21 protein-coding genes and 2 tRNA genes are annotated in these 17,990 nt (G+C 46.2%); 3 read left to right on the forward strand and 20 right to left on the reverse strand.

All coding sequences use genetic code 11. The annotated features are described in order from the left end of the window. Positions 1-5 precede the first annotated feature (5 nt). Positions 6-1,058: a hypothetical protein gene (locus MC24_RS04730; RefSeq protein WP_038053013.1), complete on the forward strand. Its 1,053-nt coding sequence runs from the start codon at positions 6-8 to the stop codon at positions 1,056-1,058. Here the strand turns inward: MC24_RS04730 and hslO are convergent. Genes hslO through MC24_RS04750 form a run of 4 tightly spaced genes read right to left on the reverse strand, consistent with a single transcriptional unit; the run spans position 1,014 to position 5,226 of the window. Further along, the gene (gene hslO / locus MC24_RS04735) at positions 1,014-1,886 is read right to left on the reverse strand and encodes an Hsp33 family molecular chaperone HslO (protein ID WP_038053016.1); all 873 of its coding nucleotides are present in this window, start codon (positions 1,884-1,886) and stop codon (positions 1,014-1,016) included. The genes MC24_RS04730 and hslO overlap by 45 nt on opposite strands. After that, complete coding sequence (gene ispD, locus MC24_RS04740; RefSeq protein WP_038053019.1) at positions 1,883-2,551, reverse strand: 2-C-methyl-D-erythritol 4-phosphate cytidylyltransferase; 669 nt, start codon at positions 2,549-2,551, stop codon at positions 1,883-1,885. Before ispD ends, hslO begins: the two co-directional genes overlap by 4 nt. Beyond that, positions 2,548-2,844, reverse strand: coding sequence for a DUF1844 domain-containing protein (locus MC24_RS04745; protein ID WP_038053022.1), 297 nt, complete (start codon positions 2,842-2,844; stop codon positions 2,548-2,550). Before MC24_RS04745 ends, ispD begins: the two co-directional genes overlap by 4 nt. A 6-nt stretch (positions 2,845-2,850) precedes the next feature. Then, complete coding sequence (locus MC24_RS04750) at positions 2,851-5,226, reverse strand: ATP-dependent Clp protease ATP-binding subunit (protein WP_038053026.1); 2,376 nt, start codon at positions 5,224-5,226, stop codon at positions 2,851-2,853. A gap of 76 nt (positions 5,227-5,302) precedes the next feature. Between MC24_RS04750 and MC24_RS04755 the strand changes: the two genes are divergently transcribed. Beyond that, positions 5,303-6,310 carry a lysylphosphatidylglycerol synthase transmembrane domain-containing protein gene (locus MC24_RS04755; RefSeq protein ID WP_038053029.1) on the forward strand — a complete coding sequence of 336 codons (1,008 nt, stop codon included), beginning with the start codon at positions 5,303-5,305 and terminating at the stop codon, positions 6,308-6,310. A 4-nt stretch (positions 6,311-6,314) separates the two neighbouring features. Here the strand turns inward: MC24_RS04755 and MC24_RS04760 are convergent. Continuing rightward, a tRNA-Leu gene (locus MC24_RS04760) sits at positions 6,315-6,401 on the reverse strand. A gap of 145 nt (positions 6,402-6,546) precedes the next feature. On the opposite strand from MC24_RS04760, the gene MC24_RS04765 reads away from it, so the two are divergent. After that, positions 6,547-6,621 (forward strand) — tRNA-Val (locus tag MC24_RS04765). An 11-nt stretch (positions 6,622-6,632) separates the two neighbouring features. Here MC24_RS04765 and MC24_RS04770 read toward each other — a convergent pair. Genes MC24_RS04770 through MC24_RS04840 form a run of 15 tightly spaced genes read right to left on the reverse strand, consistent with a single transcriptional unit; the run spans position 6,633 to position 17,940 of the window. Beyond that, on the reverse strand, positions 6,633-7,376 hold the full coding sequence (locus MC24_RS04770; RefSeq protein ID WP_038053032.1) for a class I SAM-dependent methyltransferase: 744 nt from the start codon (positions 7,374-7,376) through the stop codon (positions 6,633-6,635). Continuing rightward, positions 7,373-7,900, reverse strand: coding sequence for a 16S rRNA (guanine(966)-N(2))-methyltransferase RsmD (gene rsmD / locus MC24_RS04775; RefSeq protein WP_038053035.1), 528 nt, complete (start codon positions 7,898-7,900; stop codon positions 7,373-7,375). The genes MC24_RS04770 and rsmD overlap by 4 nt, the downstream gene beginning before the upstream one ends. Next, positions 7,852-8,424: a dephospho-CoA kinase gene (gene coaE / locus MC24_RS04780; protein ID WP_038053038.1), complete on the reverse strand. Its 573-nt coding sequence runs from the start codon at positions 8,422-8,424 to the stop codon at positions 7,852-7,854. The genes rsmD and coaE overlap by 49 nt, the downstream gene beginning before the upstream one ends. Then, the gene (locus tag MC24_RS04785) at positions 8,418-8,648 is read right to left on the reverse strand and encodes a hypothetical protein (RefSeq protein WP_038053041.1); all 231 of its coding nucleotides are present in this window, start codon (positions 8,646-8,648) and stop codon (positions 8,418-8,420) included. Before MC24_RS04785 ends, coaE begins: the two co-directional genes overlap by 7 nt. Continuing rightward, a complete protein-coding gene (locus MC24_RS04790) occupies positions 8,645-9,991 on the reverse strand; it encodes a glucose-6-phosphate isomerase (protein WP_012896493.1) in 1,347 nt (448 codons plus the stop codon). Before MC24_RS04790 ends, MC24_RS04785 begins: the two co-directional genes overlap by 4 nt. Before the next feature lie 11 nt (positions 9,992-10,002). Beyond that, complete coding sequence (gene apt / locus MC24_RS04795; RefSeq protein ID WP_012896494.1) at positions 10,003-10,515, reverse strand: adenine phosphoribosyltransferase; 513 nt, start codon at positions 10,513-10,515, stop codon at positions 10,003-10,005. 1 nt (position 10,516) lies between these two features. Further along, positions 10,517-11,332, reverse strand: a complete 816-nt coding sequence (gene ispE, locus MC24_RS04800; RefSeq protein ID WP_038053044.1) for a 4-(cytidine 5'-diphospho)-2-C-methyl-D-erythritol kinase — start codon at positions 11,330-11,332, stop codon at positions 10,517-10,519. Next, positions 11,278-11,877 carry an NUDIX domain-containing protein gene (locus tag MC24_RS04805; protein ID WP_038053047.1) on the reverse strand — a complete coding sequence of 200 codons (600 nt, stop codon included), beginning with the start codon at positions 11,875-11,877 and terminating at the stop codon, positions 11,278-11,280. Before MC24_RS04805 ends, ispE begins: the two co-directional genes overlap by 55 nt. Beyond that, on the reverse strand, positions 11,878-12,267 hold the full coding sequence (locus tag MC24_RS04810; protein WP_038053050.1) for a hypothetical protein: 390 nt from the start codon (positions 12,265-12,267) through the stop codon (positions 11,878-11,880). Positions 12,268-12,283: 16 nt separating this feature from the next. Then, positions 12,284-12,952 carry a 16S rRNA (uracil(1498)-N(3))-methyltransferase gene (locus MC24_RS04815; protein ID WP_038053053.1) on the reverse strand — a complete coding sequence of 223 codons (669 nt, stop codon included), beginning with the start codon at positions 12,950-12,952 and terminating at the stop codon, positions 12,284-12,286. Next, positions 12,952-14,229: a serine--tRNA ligase gene (serS, locus tag MC24_RS04820; protein ID WP_038053055.1), complete on the reverse strand. Its 1,278-nt coding sequence runs from the start codon at positions 14,227-14,229 to the stop codon at positions 12,952-12,954. Before serS ends, MC24_RS04815 begins: the two co-directional genes overlap by 1 nt. Before the next feature lie 27 nt (positions 14,230-14,256). Beyond that, complete coding sequence (locus MC24_RS04825) at positions 14,257-15,027, reverse strand: ABC transporter permease (protein WP_038053057.1); 771 nt, start codon at positions 15,025-15,027, stop codon at positions 14,257-14,259. Further along, positions 15,024-15,812: an ABC transporter permease gene (locus MC24_RS04830; RefSeq protein ID WP_038053059.1), complete on the reverse strand. Its 789-nt coding sequence runs from the start codon at positions 15,810-15,812 to the stop codon at positions 15,024-15,026. Before MC24_RS04830 ends, MC24_RS04825 begins: the two co-directional genes overlap by 4 nt. Further along, complete coding sequence (locus MC24_RS04835) at positions 15,809-16,915, reverse strand: ABC transporter ATP-binding protein (RefSeq protein ID WP_038053061.1); 1,107 nt, start codon at positions 16,913-16,915, stop codon at positions 15,809-15,811. Before MC24_RS04835 ends, MC24_RS04830 begins: the two co-directional genes overlap by 4 nt. Before the next feature lie 14 nt (positions 16,916-16,929). Further along, positions 16,930-17,940: an extracellular solute-binding protein gene (locus MC24_RS04840; RefSeq protein WP_038053063.1), complete on the reverse strand. Its 1,011-nt coding sequence runs from the start codon at positions 17,938-17,940 to the stop codon at positions 16,930-16,932. Positions 17,941-17,990: the final 50 nt, after the last annotated feature.

A 17,990-nucleotide genomic window follows, 5' to 3' on the forward strand; every position in this document is an offset into this window, starting at 1 on the left:
ACTCTGTGGAACTTGTCGTTGATGCTCATGAACTCAAAGAGTGGGTCTATCTGCTCGATAAACTGGTTGGAACAACCGAACCCACTGCGAGATTTCTCAGTTTCTTTTACAGAGATGGGCTCTGGGTGAGTGCGAGCGACAACTGTGCTAAAGTGGAGATATTCCTGGGGGAGATACCCCGATTCGAAGGCAGCAGGATCGTTTCTCTAGATCTTGTGAAGTATTTTTTGAGTGATGTTAGAGTCAGTGATGTACAGATCACTGTCCTTCAGGAGCGGCTCGTTCTGAGAGCGGGGAATGAAGTTCTGGACGTTCGGTGCAAAACGGGAGAAATTCCTCCAGGAGATGGCGAAGAGGAATTTCTCTGCACACTCACGAAGCGTGAATTCGAAGGAGCGTTGAACTTTGCCAGTTCTAATCTCGACGAAGGGGAATTCCTGATTCTTCTTTTTGAGGAAAAAGATGTTTTGATGTTTGGATCATCAGCAGGCATTATGACCCTCGCACAGATCTCTACAATTCCGAAGAAGCCCTTTTCTACAAAAATTCCGTACGTCACGGTGAGGCACATTTTCAAAGCTTTTCAAAGACTGGATGTTCAGACTCTGGACTTCTATGAGAAATCTGGAAAACTCGTGGTGAAGTATCCTCATTTTGTTATGGAAGTTTGTGGTGACGAAGTGAAAGAAGAAGAGATCAAAAAACTGAGGGCTTTGCTGGAAGAAAAGACCGTAGAACGGATAGAAGCGAAGAAGCAGGTCCTTGCAAAGCTCGTGAGAAAAGCCTCAGTGCTCTCAAGAGGAGATTACGCCACGATCTCAAGAAGAGGGGAAAGTCTGAAAGTTCAGGTAAAACGAAAGAATCTCAGTTACACTGCGGAACTTTTTGTGGAATCCGGAAGAGATTTTGTTGTGGTGTTTCCTTCAAAGAAATTGAGAAGTGCCCTCGCACGGATGGACACCGAAAGGATATTTCTTGAGATCACAGAGAGGTTCTTGAAGATCTCCAATTTTTCAGGAACTAGAGTCATCTACCTTGAACTTGAGGAGTTCTTCTAATTCCTCCTCGGAGAAGACGTATTTCGTGTTACACCACTTGCAGATGACCTCTCCTTTGCCCTCTTTTCGCATATCCTCCAGTTCTTTTTTGTCCAGAGCGAGAAGGGCGTTTCTGGCTTTTTCTCTGTTGCAATCACACTTGTACTTTATCTCTGCTGTTTCGACGAACCCTACCTTCTCATCGAATATTCTTTCCAGAACGTCCAGGGGTTCCGCTTCTTGGAAAAGCTCGGTTATGTACGGAAGTTTCTTTATGTTCCTTTCAATCATCTCCACTTTCTCCTGCTCAAGAGTGCGATCGATGATTTGAACGGCGAATCCTCCTGCTATCTTCACACCGTTCGAATCCATGAGAACACCGATGGAGAAGGCAGAAGGGATCTGCTCAGAAACCGTGAAATAATAAGCCAGATCTTCGGCGATCTCACCGCTCACCAGAGGTACCTGAGAGACAAAGGGAGTTTTCAATCCCAAATCTCTTATTACCCTGAGAACACCCTGACCGATAGCACCGGCAACGTCGAACTTTCCCTTCTCATTCAAAGGCAGTTCCACCATGGGATTTGCCACATATCCCCTAACGGTGAACTCGCTGGTCGACTGTGCAACGACTCTCTTTATCGGTCCGTTTCCCTCTATATCCAGCGTCCACCTTTCTTTTTCGGCGAGCCATGGTGTCACAAGAGCCGCACCGATGAGGGCTCTTCCGAGGACCACAGTGGCGAGGTACGAGAGGTTGTGCCTGTTTCGAGCCTCTTCTACCACCTCTCTCATTCGAACGATCGAAAATCTCACCTTGTGATCGAACATCGTGCCGTAGTAAATCATGATATCCTCTCCCATTCCCTGGCGATGATTCTCGCCAGTTCCAGATCTTCTTTAAACGTCACCTTGAAACATAGAGGATCTCCTTCGACGAGGGCTATGTTTACTCCGAGCTTCTGAACTGGTTCCGTGTCGTCCGCCCATTCGCCGCCGTTTTCATGGGCCTTTTTCAAGATCTCGTAAGAAAAAGCCTGTGGTGTAAGAATCCTGTACACTCCTTTTCTTGGGATGTATTCCATTCTGTCACCCTCAACTCTTACAAGCGTGTCGGAATTCTTCAACACAAGAGTTGCCGCTCCCGTTTCACGGGCTCTTCTGAGAACCTCCAGCACGTGTTTTTTCCTCAGAAACGGTCGTGCCGAGTCGTGCACAAGAACGTAAGAAGGAGAGAACTTTTCAAGAAATTTGAGGGCACTTCTCACACTCTGACTTCGTGTATCTCCTCCTTCAACTATTCCAAGTACTTTGTCGTGGAACACTCTTTTCTCTACAATTTCGAACCACTCTCTGCGTGTTACTATCACAACACCATCTATCTCTTCACTTTTCAAAAATGTAGAAAGTGGATACTCAAAGAGCATCCTACCCTCTATCTCGAGGAACTGTTTTGGAACGTTTTCAGACATTCTTTCACCTTTTCCCGCTGCGAGCAGAATCGCTACGTTCATGCGTTCTCTGTCTCCCTCTTCTTGCTCTTTTGATACTGATGAAAGTAGTTGAGTTTCAGGGTAGCAATCACTCCTTCCATTTCCCGGCGAACTTCCTCATCCACGAGATCCTTTATCTTGTTGAATACCGCGTCGAGCGTGTCTATTCCAAGCCGTGCTTCTTCGAGGTCCTGGTAGTAGTCTCCGTATTCGTCTTCCGTGAGGCCGAGCCTTGCCCAGCACCGAGCACTTATAGTGCTGAAGAAGAGGAGAATGAGATCCTTCATGGAGAGTTTTTCTTTCTTTTCCTCCACGGATCATCACCTCCTCTCTATCTTCAGACCGTATTCGTCCGCGTCGACCAGAACTCTGTCTCCCTCTTTTATCTCTCCTTCCAGGATTTTATCTGCTATCATCGACTCGAGTTCGAGTTCTATGATTCTTCGAAGCGGTCTTGCACCGAGAGATGGCACATAACCCGCCTCTGCCAGGTACTCCTTCGCTCTTTCTGTGAGCTCGATGGAGATGTTCTTCTCTTTCAGCATCTCCTGGAGCTGCCTCACCATGATTTCCACTATCTTCTTCACTTCTTCCATCGTGAGCGGTTTGAAATAGACTATTGCGTCTATTCTGTTCAGAAACTCGGGTTTGAAGGTGTTTCGCAGTTCTCTTTCTATCTCGATTCTCACGCCATTTTCTGACATTTCGATGATCTTCTCGCTTCCTATGTTGCTCGTCATGATGATGATGGTGTTTCTGAAATCCACAGTGTTTCCCTTCCCGTCGGTCAATCGCCCGTCTTCGAACACCTGAAGCAGGATGTTGAAAACGTCTGGGTGCGCTTTTTCTATCTCGTCGAGGAGAATCACACTGTAAGGTCTTTTTCTCACAGCCTCGGTGAGCTGTCCTCCCTCTTCGTAACCTACGTAACCCGGAGGTGCCCCTATGAGTCTGGCAACGGAGTGTTTCTCCATGTACTCGCTCATGTCGAGTCTAATCATGGCGTCCTCGCTGCCGAAGAGCACGTCCGCGAGGGTTCTGGCGAGCTCTGTCTTTCCTACACCCGTTGGGCCGAGGAACAGAAAGACACCGATGGGCCTTCTCGGGTTCTTGATACCGACCCTCGCGCGTCTTATGGTCCGCGCCACTATCTTTACGGCTTCCTCCTGATTCACCAGGCGCTGGTGGATGAATTCTTCGAGTTTCAGTAGTTTCTCTCTTTCAGATTCCATGATTCGAGATACGGGAATGCCTGTCCACTGTTCCACGATCTTCGCCACGACGTTTTCATCGACATGGGGTTCCACCTTTTCTTCTTTTTTTCTCTTTTCTTCGTATTCTTTTTTCAATTTCTGGAGTTCGACCTTCAGTTTTGCCGCTTCTTCGTATTCTCCCTTCACAACGGCGTCGTTTATTTTGTCTTCAAGGTTTTTGATCTCTTCTTCGAGTTTCAGGAGTTCTTCTGAAGGGTACGAGGATTCGAGGCGCACGTACGCAGCTGCTTCGTCTATCAGATCAACGGCCTTGTCCGGGAGGAATCTGTTGGTTATGTATCGCGCGGAGAGTTTCGCCGCAGCTTCCAGAGCGTCATCTGTTATTTTCACGTGATGATGCTCTTCAAAGACCTTTCTTAACCCTTTCAGTATTTCGATTGTCTGTTCGACCGTCGGCTCTTCCACCATGACCGGCTGGAATCTTCTCTCAAGTGCCCTGTCTTTCTCTATGTATTTTCTGTACTCTTCAACGGTGGTCGCTCCTATTATCTGAATCTCCCCCGTTGTGAGTTCTGGTTTCATTATGTTCGCAGCATCAAGAGCACCTTCAGCAGCTCCTGCTCCTACCACCGTGTGCACCTCGTCGATGAAGAGTATTACTTCTCCTTTTTTCCTCTTCAATTCATCGAGGAGACGTTTCAGTCTTTCTTCAAAATCTCCTCTGAAACGGGTCCCTGCTACCAGCCTCCCCATGTCAAGCTTCAAGACTCTGACGTTTCTCAAAAACAGAGGGACTTTTCCTTCAACTATTCTTTGGGCGAGCCCTTCGACGACGGCAGTCTTTCCCACTCCCGGGTCTCCTACGAGAACCGGGTTGTTCTTCGTTCTCCTGGACAGTATCTGTATCACCCTTCTGATTTCCTTTTCACGATCCACTACGGGCATGAGCTTTTTTTCGCGGGCCAGCTGAGTGAGATCCACTGTGAAACGAGCGAGCGCTTCCACGTTCTCTGCCTCATCTGTTTTACCCGTTGACCTGATCTTCCTTATGGCCTCATAGACTCTCTCAGGTGTTACACCGTATCTCGAGAGAATTCGAAATGCCGTGGAATCAGGTGACAGTACCATACCCAAAATAAGGTGCTCGGTTCCTATTTTTGAGTCTCCCATTCTTCTCGCTTCTTCTCTTGCTTTCTCAATGACATGCCTTGCGTCTGGGGTTATGAAAATCTGAGAGACAGATGAACCTTCAGGGACTCTAACTCCGTATTTCCCAATGAACACCTCCACTTCATCTCTGAGTCTGTTTATATCCACGTTCAACTCTTTCAGAAGTTCAACGCCAACGTTGTTTCCTTCTTCCAGTATCGCGAGCAGTATGTGTTCACTGGAAAGCTGGTTTTGTCTGTATCGGGTCATTATATCCTGAATGCTCATCATTACCTTCTGAGCCTTTTCAGTGTACTCTTCCAGATTGAACATGTGGTATCACCTCCCAGAAAAATCTTACCATGTGGTATGTTAATATTTCTAATAAAGACACTGGAAGGAGAGAGCTATGAAGAAGAAGTTATTCTCAGCTCTGATCATAGGCCTTGGAGCCACGATTCTCATGTTCTCTATTCTGGGCAGCGGTGACGCATGGAAGGAGTTAAAGAGCGTAGATCCTTTCTTCTTGATGGTTCTTTCACTGAACTTTCTTGGTATCGTTTTAGCGGACGCTCTTAGAACCAAAATACTCCTGAAAGATATTCCCTTCAGGACCTGTGTGGCCAATTCCCTTTGGGGATTCTATGTGGGGGCAATAACACCTTTCACTGCAGGAGGACAACCCTTCCAGATCTATCACCTCACGAGGGCTGGAATTCCCTTTGAAAAATCGGCATCTGCGATAGCGGTGAGGTTTTTCTCTTCTTTTTCATTTTCCGTCATCTCCGGTTTTGTCTTCTTCTTGGTTTATCTTGATACCTTCGAAAAACTCGGTATCCTCGGCGACTTTTTCTTCGCAGGAATCGTTTTGGCTTTGCTCTTCTATGTTTTCATAATCCTTCTGTCCTTCAGTAAGGGTTTTCTGCGAAGATTTTTCATGTCACGGCCTGTTTTGAAGATCTTCATGTTTTTCTCCAGAAAATCGGAGGACGATTTAAAAAGACTCGTGGAGGAAAAAGTACTTGGATACGTTTCGGCCACCAGGGAATTCTGGAGAACTTCCAGGCTGAAGTTTTTAGCGGTGGCGATTCTATCAGGTTTGATGGTCGTGCTGATACACTCAAGTACTTATTTTGCGATGAAAGCCGTCAATCGTAATGTGAATGTGTCACTTTTCCAAGTGGTCAGTATCCAGCTTGCCCTCAGCCTTATCGTGTATTTTTTCCCTACACCCGGTGCCAGTGGTGCAACGGAATTGGTTTATTACGTTGTGTACTCGAACATAATTGAAAAGACTGACGCGATGGTATCCTTGCTCGTCTGGAGGTTCTTCAATTACTATCTGTTCATAATTCTGGGGATTCTTCTTGGGCTTGGAGGGATAACAAACAAACCGGAGGAAATATCCTCCGGCTGACTTCTGGTGCCGAGGGCGGGACTTGAACCCGCACGGGCCGAAGCCCACATGGCCCTCAACCATGCGTGTCTGCCAGTTCCACCACCTCGGCAACTCCGACATATATAATAGCACAGGTTTTCACCCTTTTCAAGTACTTTCATCGGGAATTTTCTGGTAAGTGTTGAACAGTATAGGGAAATTGGGCCGAACGGTTGACATACTCGAGTGCTTGTAGTATCATAATTAAACGGAATGGGTGCGTAGCTCAGTGGGAGAGCGCTTCCTTGACGAGGAAGAGGTCGCAGGTTCAATCCCTGCCGCACCCACCACCGAGGAGCCTTCAGGCTCCTCTTTTCTTTTTCAAAACGAAGAATATATGATCGGCTTTCCAGATGATGCTTCTGTCCTTTGAAAGCTCCCGCTCCAGCTGGAAGATGATTTCTTCTCTTTCACTGATCTGTTTGTCCGAGTACTCCATCACACCGATTCCACGGATATCTACCGTTTCGAATCCTTCCAGAGTAAGATCCTCTGGTTTGAAGGTATAGGAATTGAAAGAAAAGAGTGCGTTTCCCACATCTGTGGTTTGTGTTTTCAAAAAGCGCGGGATTTGATCCCACGCGTCCTTTTCGATCATCTGCTGAAGAAAAGTGTAAAAGTTGTCCACGGTCGCTATCAACAATCCATCGGAGACAAGTACTCTTTTTATTTCTGAAAATGCTTTATCTTTGTTTTCAACGTAACTCAGAACGTCACCGAGAGCGAGAACTGCTTTGAAAGTACCTGAAGGAAAGGGGAGATTTTCCGCCCTGGCTTCAACAACGTTTTTAACACCCTTTTCCCTTGCTATCTCCAGCATCTCTCTTGACGGATCAACGAGAACCACTTCGAAGCTTCTCTCTTGTAAAAACAGGCTCCACTTTCCGGTTCCTCCACCGAGATCGAGAACTCTGCAGGGGTTTTTCAGATACTCCTCTAAAAAAGATTCAATCAGCCTATGATAGAGTTTCCACTTTGGTGTTTCGTACATACTATCGTACACTCTCGCTATTCTATCGTAGAATTCCCAGGGCCTCAGCTTCATCGTTTCACCCTCAGAAAAACCAGTTCGGTCTCACCGTAATCCCTTCTTTTGACGACTTCGAAGTTTGAAAAATCCAGTTCGATTCTTTTGCTCTTCTCCAGAACGGCCAAACTGCCTTCTTTCATGACTTTTGGAAGCAGAGAAAGCGTTTTGTTTATGATCTCTACATCGTTGTACGGAGGATCGAGGAAGATCACGTCGAACTCTTCAGCGGTGTTTTGGAGAAAGGCCTCTACGTCACTGTGGATGATCGTGGCCGTTTCGTTGAGTGATCTAAGATTTTTTCTGCATATACTGAGGGCACGAATTGATCTGTCGACACAGACCACTCTTTTCGCTCCCCTGCTCAACGCTTCACAGCTCACCACACAGCTTCCACAGAAGAGTTCAAGGAAGCTCTTTCCCTCGATATCTATCATGTTGAACAGGGCACTTCTCACGGAAGACATGGTGGGTCTGAAGAAATCCCCTGTCTTTAATTTCCTTCCTCTGTACTTTCCCCCTGTGATTCTCGTTTCTCCCATATGAGTTTCATCACTTCCTCTACCTTCTTTTCAAGATCCTCGAGAGTGGAGTTGTTTGCTATCACTATTCCCTGTGGAACAATGTCTTCCTGAAACTTCAAACGTTTGTCCGCTTCTCTGTTTCTCTCCAGTATCTTCTCTCTGTTTGCAACCACCGTGACGATGTGATCACACAGTTGATCTAGTCCCATTCTTTTCAAAAGAGCGGCCTCTATTACAACAAGGCCGCTCTTTTTGTTTATAATTTCCTGTACCTTCTTCTTCATCAGGGGATGGACGAGCGATTCGAGCTTCTTCAGGTTTTCCTGTGATTCGAAGACGATGCCAGCAAGTTTCTTTCGGTTTACTCTCCCGTCTTCCAGAACGGATTCTCCGAAAAGCTCAACAAGCTTTTCCTTCACTTCCTCAAGCACTTCATGACCTATTCTATCCACGTTTACAACGTGGGCTCCGTATTTGTTTTTCAGAATCTCACAGACAATGGACTTTCCCGTTCCTATCTTTCCAGTAACACCGATCACCATATTCTCTTTGCCTTTTTCTCGAGCTCGTTTTTGAACCTTTCGTATTCATCTTCAGCAAGAAAGATAACACTTGTCGCGTTCAGTTCTTCGATGACTTTTGCGATCCTCTCCTCAATGGTTGGATCATCTGAAACGATGATATACGTTCCATCCTCACCGAGAGGGCCACCCTCTATGAAGAAAACCTTTTCTCCTTCTCTCATCACTTCTTCGAAGATTTTCATTCTATGATCACCTTCTTCGACTTTTCCTTTATTTCGTAAGTGTGACCTTCTCTTCCCATGAGAGCAAACGTGATCTTCTTTCCGAGCTCCACACCGGGCTGATCGAACGGGTTGATCTCAAGAAGATAACCCATGAAGGCAGTGGCAGCCTCGTAGTAAGCAAAGAACTGACCTATGTTGTACGGTGTGAGTCTGTCGAACGTCACTCTCATGTTCGGTCTATTGTTTTCTCGCAGCGCTTCTTCTGTTCCTGTCTGCTCTGCGAGGAGAAGCTCGGAGAGTTTCTTCCTTGCAAGATAACTGAGTTCAGTTCTTCCGGTTTCCGGGATCACTATTTCTCTATCGAAGTTTTCAACCCTCAGGAATGTTATTACCTTGTCGTTCGGTCCTTCGTTGTAGAGCTGTATCTGTGAGTGCTGATCGGTCGCTCCCAATGCTTTCACTGGAGTTTGACCGGTGAAAACTTCTTCTCCCCTGAGGTTGTACCTTTTTCCAAGACTCTCCGCCCAGAGCTGTCTGTACCAGTCCACAAGATAGATCATCCTGTTCGAATACGCCATCATCACTGAAATGGACTTTCCTTTCTTCAAGTAAAGGTAGTGTGTGAGTGCTATCATTGCCGCTGGATTTTCAAAGATATTCTCTTTCATGCTCTTTTCGAAAGCGTTTTTTGCACCTTCGTACAGTTCATCTATGTCGATGCCTTCCGCCATGGCCGAGAGGAGTCCAACAGGTGTGAGAACGCTGAACCTTCCTCCCACTCCAGGAGGCACTTCGAGACTTCTGAAACCTTCTTCCTTCACAAGTTTTCTCAAAAAGCCCTTCTCCGGATCTGTTGTGATGAGCATGTGTTCTCTTGGATCGAGCCCATAAGCCTCGAGGATTCCGCGCGCTATCGAATAGGTTGCCATTACTTCGGCAGTGGAACCGGATTTCGAAATCACGTTGAAAAGAGTTGTTTTGGGATCAATTCTATCCAGAACAGAGCTCATGAGATCTGGATCCACATTGTCCACCACGAACACTCTGGCGTACCCATTTCTTTCCTCTCTGGTCATCTCGTTCCAGTTCAAAGGCCTGAGGGAGTAGTGGAGAGCTAGGTTCCCGAGTCCAGAACCACCGATTCCCAGCACAACGACCGTATCGAAGTTTATTATCCAGTCTTCGAGAGATTTAACAGAATCGATCCAACTTCTGTCCAGCTTTGCAAAATCGGGAGTGTTTTCTACAAAGTTTCGAACCGCACTTGTAACTCTCTCCTCTACGCTTTTTACGTCCTCATCTGTCAAACCACCGGAGATGTTCGGTTCGAAGAGGTTGGAAAAGTCGAATTTCAAACTCATACTTTCACCTCTCAGTAGACTATCAGAGTTTTAACATCGTAACCTTCCAGTCTTTTCCTTGGTTCTAGGTATGAGAGCTCAACGAGGAAAGCAAGAGAAACCACTTCTCCACCGAGTTTTTTAACCAGTCTTATGAGCGCCTCCGCTGTTCCCCCCGTTGCGAGCACATCATCCACTATGATCACTTTCTGACCTTTTTCTATGGCATCCTCGTGGATATGGAGCTGTTCAGTGCCGTACTCCAGCTGATATTCCTCGTGCACAGTTTTGTAGGGGAGTTTTCCAGGTTTTCTCACTGGAACGAAGCCCTTTCCCAGTTTGTACGCCATGGCAGCTCCGAGGATGAAACCCCTCGCTTCGGGAGCCACCACGAGATCGAACTCCCTGTCAGAAACGAGTTCGCACATTCCGTCGATCGCTTCTTTGAAAGCCTCCTGATTTCTCAAAAGGGGAGTTATGTCGCGAAATACGATGCCTTTCTGTGGGAAATCCGGTATATCTCTTATGAAACGTTTGAGATCCAACTTAAACACCTCCCACAAACGAGTAATTTCCTTTGTCCAGAGGATAGAGAGCGAAGAAAGCACTCCCGCTTCCCGTCATCATTTTCACAATGGAACCGTCGCCAAAGTTCCTCAGTTCATTCATTACCTCCGGGTGTTTTTCTAAGAACACCTTCTCGAACACGTTGTAAGAGAGCTCCTTTATCTTTTCGTAATCTCTTTCGAGATAAGCCCTGTGCAGTTCCTCTACTTTGCCAGGTCCTTTCCTGTACATTTCTGGTGTGAGAGACCTGTACATCTCTTTCGTTGAAGAGTGGATGCCCAGGAAGAACAAATCGACAGAGTATCCTTCGATATCCTCGAGTTTCTCTACGATTTCTCCTCTTCCCCTCACAAGGGCGGTTCCTCCGTAAAGGAAAAAAGGCACATCGCTTCCCACTTGAGACGCTATATTCAGAAGGTCCTCAAGAGGTGTTTTGAAAACTTCACCAAGGTACCTGAGAATCGCTGCAGCATTAGAACTTCCCCCGCCGAGGCCAGAACCCAGCGGGATCTTCTTTTTCAACGTGACTTTGAGGCCGAATTCTTCTCCTGTATTTTTCCTGAAGATGTCCCAGGTTCTCTTTATCGTGTTGTCCGGGGGTAGAGCTACGTTGCTTTCCAAGTGGAAATCTCTATCACAGATTTCTACAATGAGTGTGTCGTGAAGAGAAATCGTCTGAAACAATCCCACTATCTCGTGGTATCCGTCTGATCTTTTCCCAAGTACATCCAGGTAGAGATTCAGTTTTGCGTACGAAACAAGTTCAACAGAACCGTTGCCGATATTTTTGACCAACCTTCCATCACTCCTGAGAAATTCTCCAGTTCTTCGAGTTTTATGAGCTTCCATTCGAACAGATCTTTTTCTTTTACAGAAAAAAACCTTCCCCTGCCAAGGAACAGAGCACCAAGGTGTACTCTACTCACTTCGGTCACTGATGAATTTATGAGTCCGAGAAACTCCAGTTCTTTTAGCGAAACATCTACCTCCTCGTTCACTTCGCGTTCGAGTCCTTTCAAAAACGCTTCCCGTGGCGTTGCCCCATCTTCTTCTCTCACATGACCACCTATTCCAAGAGAATAAAGATTGTGAAGCCTCTTTTCGGATTGTTTGGTTGTTCTTTTCGTGATGAGAACCCTATCACTGTCCATGATAACCACGTAAGGTATCACCTGTTTTGTCGTTTCATCGTATTCCGCTTCGTCTCTTTCCCGGAAAAATCCATACTGGTCCAGAATATCCAGAAAGTCCTCGAGGTTCACTTTCATGAATCCTTCGAATTCGCCAAACTCCTTTAAAAAGTCTTCCGTTTTCACGACCAGTATTCTTTCATTCTTCATTCAATCTCTCCTCATCTCGTGACCGGGTCTCTTGAAGAAGTCTGTTTTTTCCTCATCGGCTTTGAGCTGTTTCCATCTGTGTGTTGCCATCTCACAGAATCGCTGAAGAATGGCCGGAAGATCGCTCTTCTTGAGAAGATCTTCCCCTATCCTTTCCTTCAGACGTTCGCTCAGATTGTAGCTCTCTTTTTCTGGTTCGAAAGCGATGTCTTCGGTGTATTCTTCAGGTTTGAAGTCTTCCAGAACCTTTTCAAGGAATCTGAGGGCGAACTCGATGAAAACATCTCCAACTTCATCACTTCTCTTGACGTCATGAAGGCTTTTTCTGTAGTCTTCTATCAATTCTTTTTCTTGCTTGACAAAAGAGAGGATTTTTTCGCCTTTCTTCATGTGTAAACACCTCCGTTCAGATTTTTTGTTTTTTTAAAGCGATGTATCCGATGGTCAATATCGCAGCTGTTTCGAATCTGAGTATCTTCTTCCCAAGGCTCACAACGGTTGTAGAAGACCTCAATAATTCTCTTTCTTTCTCAGAGAAACCTCCCTCAGGGCCAACCACCACCGTTATCGAGCCTTCTAAGTTCGCGTCGAGCAGGTTTTGAAAGGCATCCAGATCCAGTGTTATCACGTTTCCGCTGAACTCTAATTTCTCCAGGAAATCTACCTTCGGAAAGAGATATCTTTTGCACTGCTTGGCTGCCTCTCTAACAACGATTTTTGTCTTATCCAGGCTGAGCTCGTACTGGGATCTTTCGAATTTGTGAAAGAAGATCTCATCCACTCCGAGTTCAACACACTTTTCTATGAGAAAACGTGTTCTTTCCCACCTACCGATTGGAACAACAACGCTCAACTTCTCCACGGGTTCTTTTTCTTTCTCTTCCACCTTTACGATCCTGGCTGTGGCCGTTTTTTTCTTCAGGTTTTCGAGAATACACGTGTATGAAAAGCCATTCCCATCTGTCGCTTCGATTACATCCCCTTCTTTTAAGCGTACAACCCTCATGTGGTGTGTTTCTCTTTCGTCGAATATCACCTCACCGTTTTGAGCCACTCCATAAAAGAGGTGAGGCACTACGGTATCACCTCAAACCCTGTGTATGGAACAAGCACTTCCGGTACCCTCACGCTGCCGTCTGGTTGCTGATAGTTTTCCAGTATCGCAACGAGTGCTCTTCCAACAGCGATACCCGATCCGTTCAACGTGTGAACGTATTCGAGCTTTCCATCAGATCTTCTTCTGTATCTCATGTTTCCTCTTCTCGCCTGAAAGTCCGTCACGTTACTGCAGGAAGATATTTCTTTGTACGCGTTGTAGGAAGGAAGCCACACTTCTATATCGTAGGTTTTCGCAGAGGTGAACCCAAGATCTCCGGTGCAGAGCGCAACGACTCTGTAAGGAAGCTCCAGTTTTTGAAGGATGGTTTCGGCGTCTTTTACGAGCTGTTCAAGATCTTCGAAAGATCTTTCCGGTGTGGTCACCCATACAAGCTCGACCTTGTCGAATTGATGCTGCCTGATCATTCCCCTCACATCTTTCCCGTAACTTCCCGCTTCTCTACGGTAACAGGGAGTGTAAGCGACGTATTTCTTTGGTAGTTCTTTCTCTTCGAGGATCTCTTCACTATGAAGTGCTGCGAGTGGGACTTCAGCGGTCGGAATGAGGAACAGGTCATCCCTCTCAGCGAGGTAAAGCTCTTCTTCGAATTTGGGAAGCTGTCCGGTTATAGTGATGGTTTCCCTTTTCACCAGATGTGGGACCCACACTTCCGTGTAACCGTGTTCCTTTGTATGAACGTCAAGCATGAAGTTTATCAGAGCTCTCTCGAGTCTTGCGAGTTTTCCATACATGACGGTGAATCTGGAACCGCTGAGTTTGGTCGCCCTGTCGAAATCCATGAGCCCCCACGCAGGTCCAAGATCCCAGTGAGCGAGCGGGGTGAAATCGAATTCTCTCGGCTCTCCCCACCTTCTCACTTCAACGTTCTGGGATTCGTCTTCTCCAACGGGAACGCTCTCATGTGGGATGTTCGGGACCATCAAAAGGAGGTCGTTCAACTGCTTCTGAAGTTCTTTTTCTTTTTCTTCTAACGCTTTTATCTCTTCTCCTAATCTTTTCCCTTCTTCGATGAGTGCCTCTGCCTCTGTGTTTTTCCCTTCTTTTTTCAACCTTGCCACATTTTTGGAAATTTCGTTTCTTCTGGATCTCAGCTCGTTTGTTTTCGTGATGGTAGTGCGCCAGTCGGCATCGATCTTCAAAATCTCATCGATTGTAGCAGGATCCTCTCCTCGTTTTCTGAGGGCTTCCTTCACGAAATCGGGATTCTGCCTGATTAGCTTTATATCTATCATTCTATCCCTCCCCTTAACACAATTCTATCAGAAGATGTATCTCACAAATTTTCTGAGCACAAAACCGATCAGGATAGTCCCAGCAATCATGAAGGTGGAAATGGCATTGACTGTGGGTGAGATACCGAACCTTATCATGGAATAGATTTGAATCGGAAGGGTGGTAGATCCTGGACCTGCCACGAAAAAGGTGATCACGAAATCATCTATAGAAAGTGTGAAAGCAAGAAGGAAGGCGGCCACTATACCGGGAACAAGGTTTGGAATGATCACCCTGTAAAACACCTGGAAGTCTGTGCTTCCAAGGTCGTAAGCTGCCTCTATGATGCTTTTGTCGAAATCCTGAAGTCTGGAATGAACGATCATCATAGTGTACGGAATCGAAAAGGTTACGTGTGCGAGTGTTATGGTGAAGAGTCCCAGCTGAATCTTGAGCATCGAGAAAAGTAAAAGCAAGGAGATACCAATGATCACATCAGGTACTACGAATGGAAGATACGTGAGAAACCAGATAGAATTTTCTAATCTGCTCTTTCTCCAAAAGAGCTCTGTTGCCGTCAGGGTTCCAATCGCTGTTGATACAGCGCTGGAGGCGATGGCCACGATCAGTGAGTTTTTGAACGCATGCCAAACCGAATATTCTCGGGTGAACAGTTCCAGATACCACTTGAGTGTGAAACCACTCCAAACAGGAGATTTCGCGGAGTTGAAGGACATCAACACCACTATGAAAAGTGGCAAATAGAAAAACACCATTGTCAGGATCACGATGGTTTTTACGAATCTTCCTGGTTTCAACGTTTCTCTCCCCTTTTCATCACAAGGATGATACTCAGGAGAGCGATCAGGGTCAGAATGTTGGACATTGCAGACGCGACGGGCCAGTTTCTGACGGTCAAAAGTTGCCTTACGATCTCGTTTCCTATCATCTTGGAGTTCACGCCACCGACAAGATCCGGTATGGCGTAAGCTCCAAGGGCAGGAATGAACACGAAAACGAAAGCTGTGAGAAGGCCCGCTTTGACGTTGGGAAGAAGGACTCTGACGAACGTGTACATCCTGCTGGCTCCAAGGTCCAGAGACGCTTCAAGGATGCTTTCTTCTACCTTTTCCATGGCAGCGTAAAGAGGAAGTATAGCGAAAGGCAGGTAGGTATAGACTATCACCAGTATGACGGCGAAGGAGTTGTAGAGAAACTGAACGGGGTCGATACCGAACAACCCGAGAAACTGGTTTATGAGTCCGTTGTTGCCAAGGACTATCTTCCAGGCGTAAATTCTGATGAGAGAGTTGGTCCAGAAAGGTATGACCGTCAAAAGCAGAAGAAAGTTTTTCAGCTTGCTTCTGGCTATGTAGAAGGCAACTGGAACCGCCACAGCGAGGGTGATGAGCGTCGCAACACCAGCGATCCAAACAGATCTCCAGATGAGTGCCAGATACCTTGGAAGATAGCCGTACGCTTCCAGGGAAAAGTTCCACTTGACCCCACCGTAGATCTGTGGCTCCAGAAAGCTATAAATGAAAACTATTGAGATAGGGAGGATAAAGAGAAAGAGCAACCACAGAAAGTAGGCGTACTTCATTCTTTAAGCACCTCTACAATGAAGCTGTCATCTGGATTCCAGGCGATGAACACTTCATCTTCCCATTTTATGATCGGTTCATCGAGTATGTACCTTGCGTGTTGCTTGTAAACTTTCATTATGTAGCCTTCATCGAGCCGAACGAAGTACTTCGTCTGGTGCCCCATGTATATTTCTTCTTCTACGATTCCGTGAAACACGTTGAAAATCTTACCGGCCTGAAATCCCATTTTCGATATTCTGATCTTTTCTGGCCTCAGGGTGATGAGCAACTTATCACCTTTCTTCGCTTCCTTGTCTCTGTAGCATCTGAACCGGCCGATCTCAGGACTTTCTACAATGTAGTAATCGTTTTCTACTTCAACAACTTCTGCTTTCATGAGATTCGTTTCTCCAATGAAAGTCGCCGCAAAAACGTTGACCGGGCTCTCATACACCTCGTAGGGAGTCCCAACCTGAACAATTTCCCCTTCGTTCATGAGAGCGACTCTGTCTGAAACACTGATCGCTTCAGCCTGATCGTGTGTCACATAAATGAAAGTGATACCGACTCTGTCATGAAGGTTGTCAAGCTCAACAAGAAGTTCCTGCCTCAGTTTCGCGTCGAGAGCACTCAGCGGTTCATCGAGAAGGAGGACCCTCGGCTCGTTGGCGAGGGCCCTCGCTATCGCTACTCTCTGTTTCTGACCACCAGACAATTGAGAAGGCATTTTCTGAGCGTGTTCTTCCATTCTTATGAGCAAAAGCAGTTCGTTCACTCTCTGGTTTATTTCGCTTTCGGATAGTTTTTTGAGTTTCAACGGGAACGCGATGTTTTCAAAAACCGTGAGATGAGGAAACAAGGCGTAGTTCTGAAATATGATGTTCACGGGCCTTTTGTTTGGAGGCAGATTCAGTATCGATTTTCCATCCAGAAGAACGTCTCCGCTTTCCACTCCTTCGAAGCCTGCTATCACACGAAGAAGCGTCGTTTTTCCACATCCCGATGGTCCGAGTATGGAGAAAAACTCTCCTTTCCTTATATCCAGTGAGACGTTCTTCAAAACCTGGAAATCATCGAAAAATTTGTTGATGTTCTTTATTGAAACTTCTCCACCGATCAATTTCTCTCACTCCATCACATGATGATCTCGAGCCATATTTTGTTGTAAAGTTCGAGGGCTTCTCCCACGTCTTCAATGAATTCACAGTTTTTGAGATCTTCTACAGTGTAAATAGGTTCTGTCTGCATGTACTTTCTGGCTTCCACGTTCGGTGAGGGAAGACCAAGATAGTCTGCTATCTTCGCCGCGTTTTCTGGTTCGAGAATGAAGTTGATGAACTTGTACGCGAGATCCACGTTCTTTGCTCCTTTGGGGATCACCATGTTGTCGATCCACAACGTACCGCCTTCTTTTGGTATGAAGAAGTCGAAGTATTCTTCTTCTCCTTCAGGTATCCTCTGGAAGACGTTTTCCGCGTATCCGTGCACCACCCAGTACTCACCAGAAACAATACCATCAGCGTATGAAGAGGCATCGAATTTGGCTATGTTCTTCTTCCATCTGAGAACAACCTGTTTCGCTTCTTCCAGTTCTTTCGGATTTTTCGTGTTGACGGAGTAACCGAGATACTTCAGGGCAGCACCAAGGACTTCCCTCATGTCATCGAGGAGAGTCATCCTTCCCCTGAGATCTTCCCTATCGAAAATAGACCAAGATTTTTCGTACTCTTTCACGTATTTCCTGTTCACGATAACGACGGTAGATCCAATCATGTAAGGAACGCTGTACTCATGGTTGGGATCGTAGGTGGTCTTCGTGAGAATGTCTTTATCGAGATATTTGAAATTCGGTATCTTGGAAAGATCGAGTTTCTGGAGCATTCCTTCTTTTTTCATTATCGAAACATAGTCGCCGGAAGGGAATATCAAATCGTAGCCTTTTCCACCACCGGCTTTGAATTTGGCGTACATCTCTTCGTTTGAAGCGTAGGTGTCATATACCACGCGGCAATCGTACTTCTCTTCGAAAGCTCTGATCACGTCTTCAGGAATATAATCGGCCCAGTTGTAAATGTAGAGGGTGGCTTTCGCGAAGATCGAGATTGACAGGACTACCAGCATGGCAAGAAGCACCTTTTTCATCATCAATACCTCCCTTCTTCCAATATAAAAAGCCAGGCCGTGTAGCCTGGCTC

The organism is Thermotoga sp. Mc24, from assembly GCF_000784835.1.
In the GTDB taxonomy this organism is placed as follows: Bacteria; Thermotogota; Thermotogae; order Thermotogales; family Thermotogaceae; genus Thermotoga.

Excerpts from the sequence above, each read along its gene's own strand:
- hslO (WP_038053016.1), bottom strand. The coding sequence starts at position 1,886 with ATGATTTACTACGGCACGATGTTCGATCACAAGGTGAGATTTTCGATC.
- ispD (WP_038053019.1), bottom strand. The coding sequence starts at position 2,551 with ATGAACGTAGCGATTCTGCTCGCAGCGGGAAAAGGTGAAAGAATGTCT.
- MC24_RS04750 (WP_038053026.1), bottom strand. The coding sequence starts at position 5,226 with ATGTTCAATCTGGAAGAGTACACTGAAAAGGCTCAGAAGGTAATGATG.
- MC24_RS04755 (WP_038053029.1), top strand. The coding sequence starts at position 5,303 with ATGAAGAAGAAGTTATTCTCAGCTCTGATCATAGGCCTTGGAGCCACG.
- MC24_RS04770 (WP_038053032.1), bottom strand. The coding sequence starts at position 7,376 with ATGAAGCTGAGGCCCTGGGAATTCTACGATAGAATAGCGAGAGTGTAC.
- rsmD (WP_038053035.1), bottom strand. The coding sequence starts at position 7,900 with ATGGGAGAAACGAGAATCACAGGGGGAAAGTACAGAGGAAGGAAATTA.
- coaE (WP_038053038.1), bottom strand. The coding sequence starts at position 8,424 with ATGGTGATCGGTGTTACTGGAAAGATAGGAACGGGAAAGTCCATTGTC.
- MC24_RS04785 (WP_038053041.1), bottom strand. The coding sequence starts at position 8,648 with ATGAAAATCTTCGAAGAAGTGATGAGAGAAGGAGAAAAGGTTTTCTTC.
- MC24_RS04790 (WP_012896493.1), bottom strand. The coding sequence starts at position 9,991 with ATGAGTTTGAAATTCGACTTTTCCAACCTCTTCGAACCGAACATCTCC.
- MC24_RS04805 (WP_038053047.1), bottom strand. The coding sequence starts at position 11,877 with ATGAAGAATGAAAGAATACTGGTCGTGAAAACGGAAGACTTTTTAAAG.
- MC24_RS04810 (WP_038053050.1), bottom strand. The coding sequence starts at position 12,267 with ATGAAGAAAGGCGAAAAAATCCTCTCTTTTGTCAAGCAAGAAAAAGAA.
- serS (WP_038053055.1), bottom strand. The coding sequence starts at position 14,229 with ATGATAGATATAAAGCTAATCAGGCAGAATCCCGATTTCGTGAAGGAA.
- MC24_RS04830 (WP_038053059.1), bottom strand. The coding sequence starts at position 15,812 with ATGAAGTACGCCTACTTTCTGTGGTTGCTCTTTCTCTTTATCCTCCCT.
- MC24_RS04840 (WP_038053063.1), bottom strand. The coding sequence starts at position 17,940 with ATGATGAAAAAGGTGCTTCTTGCCATGCTGGTAGTCCTGTCAATCTCG.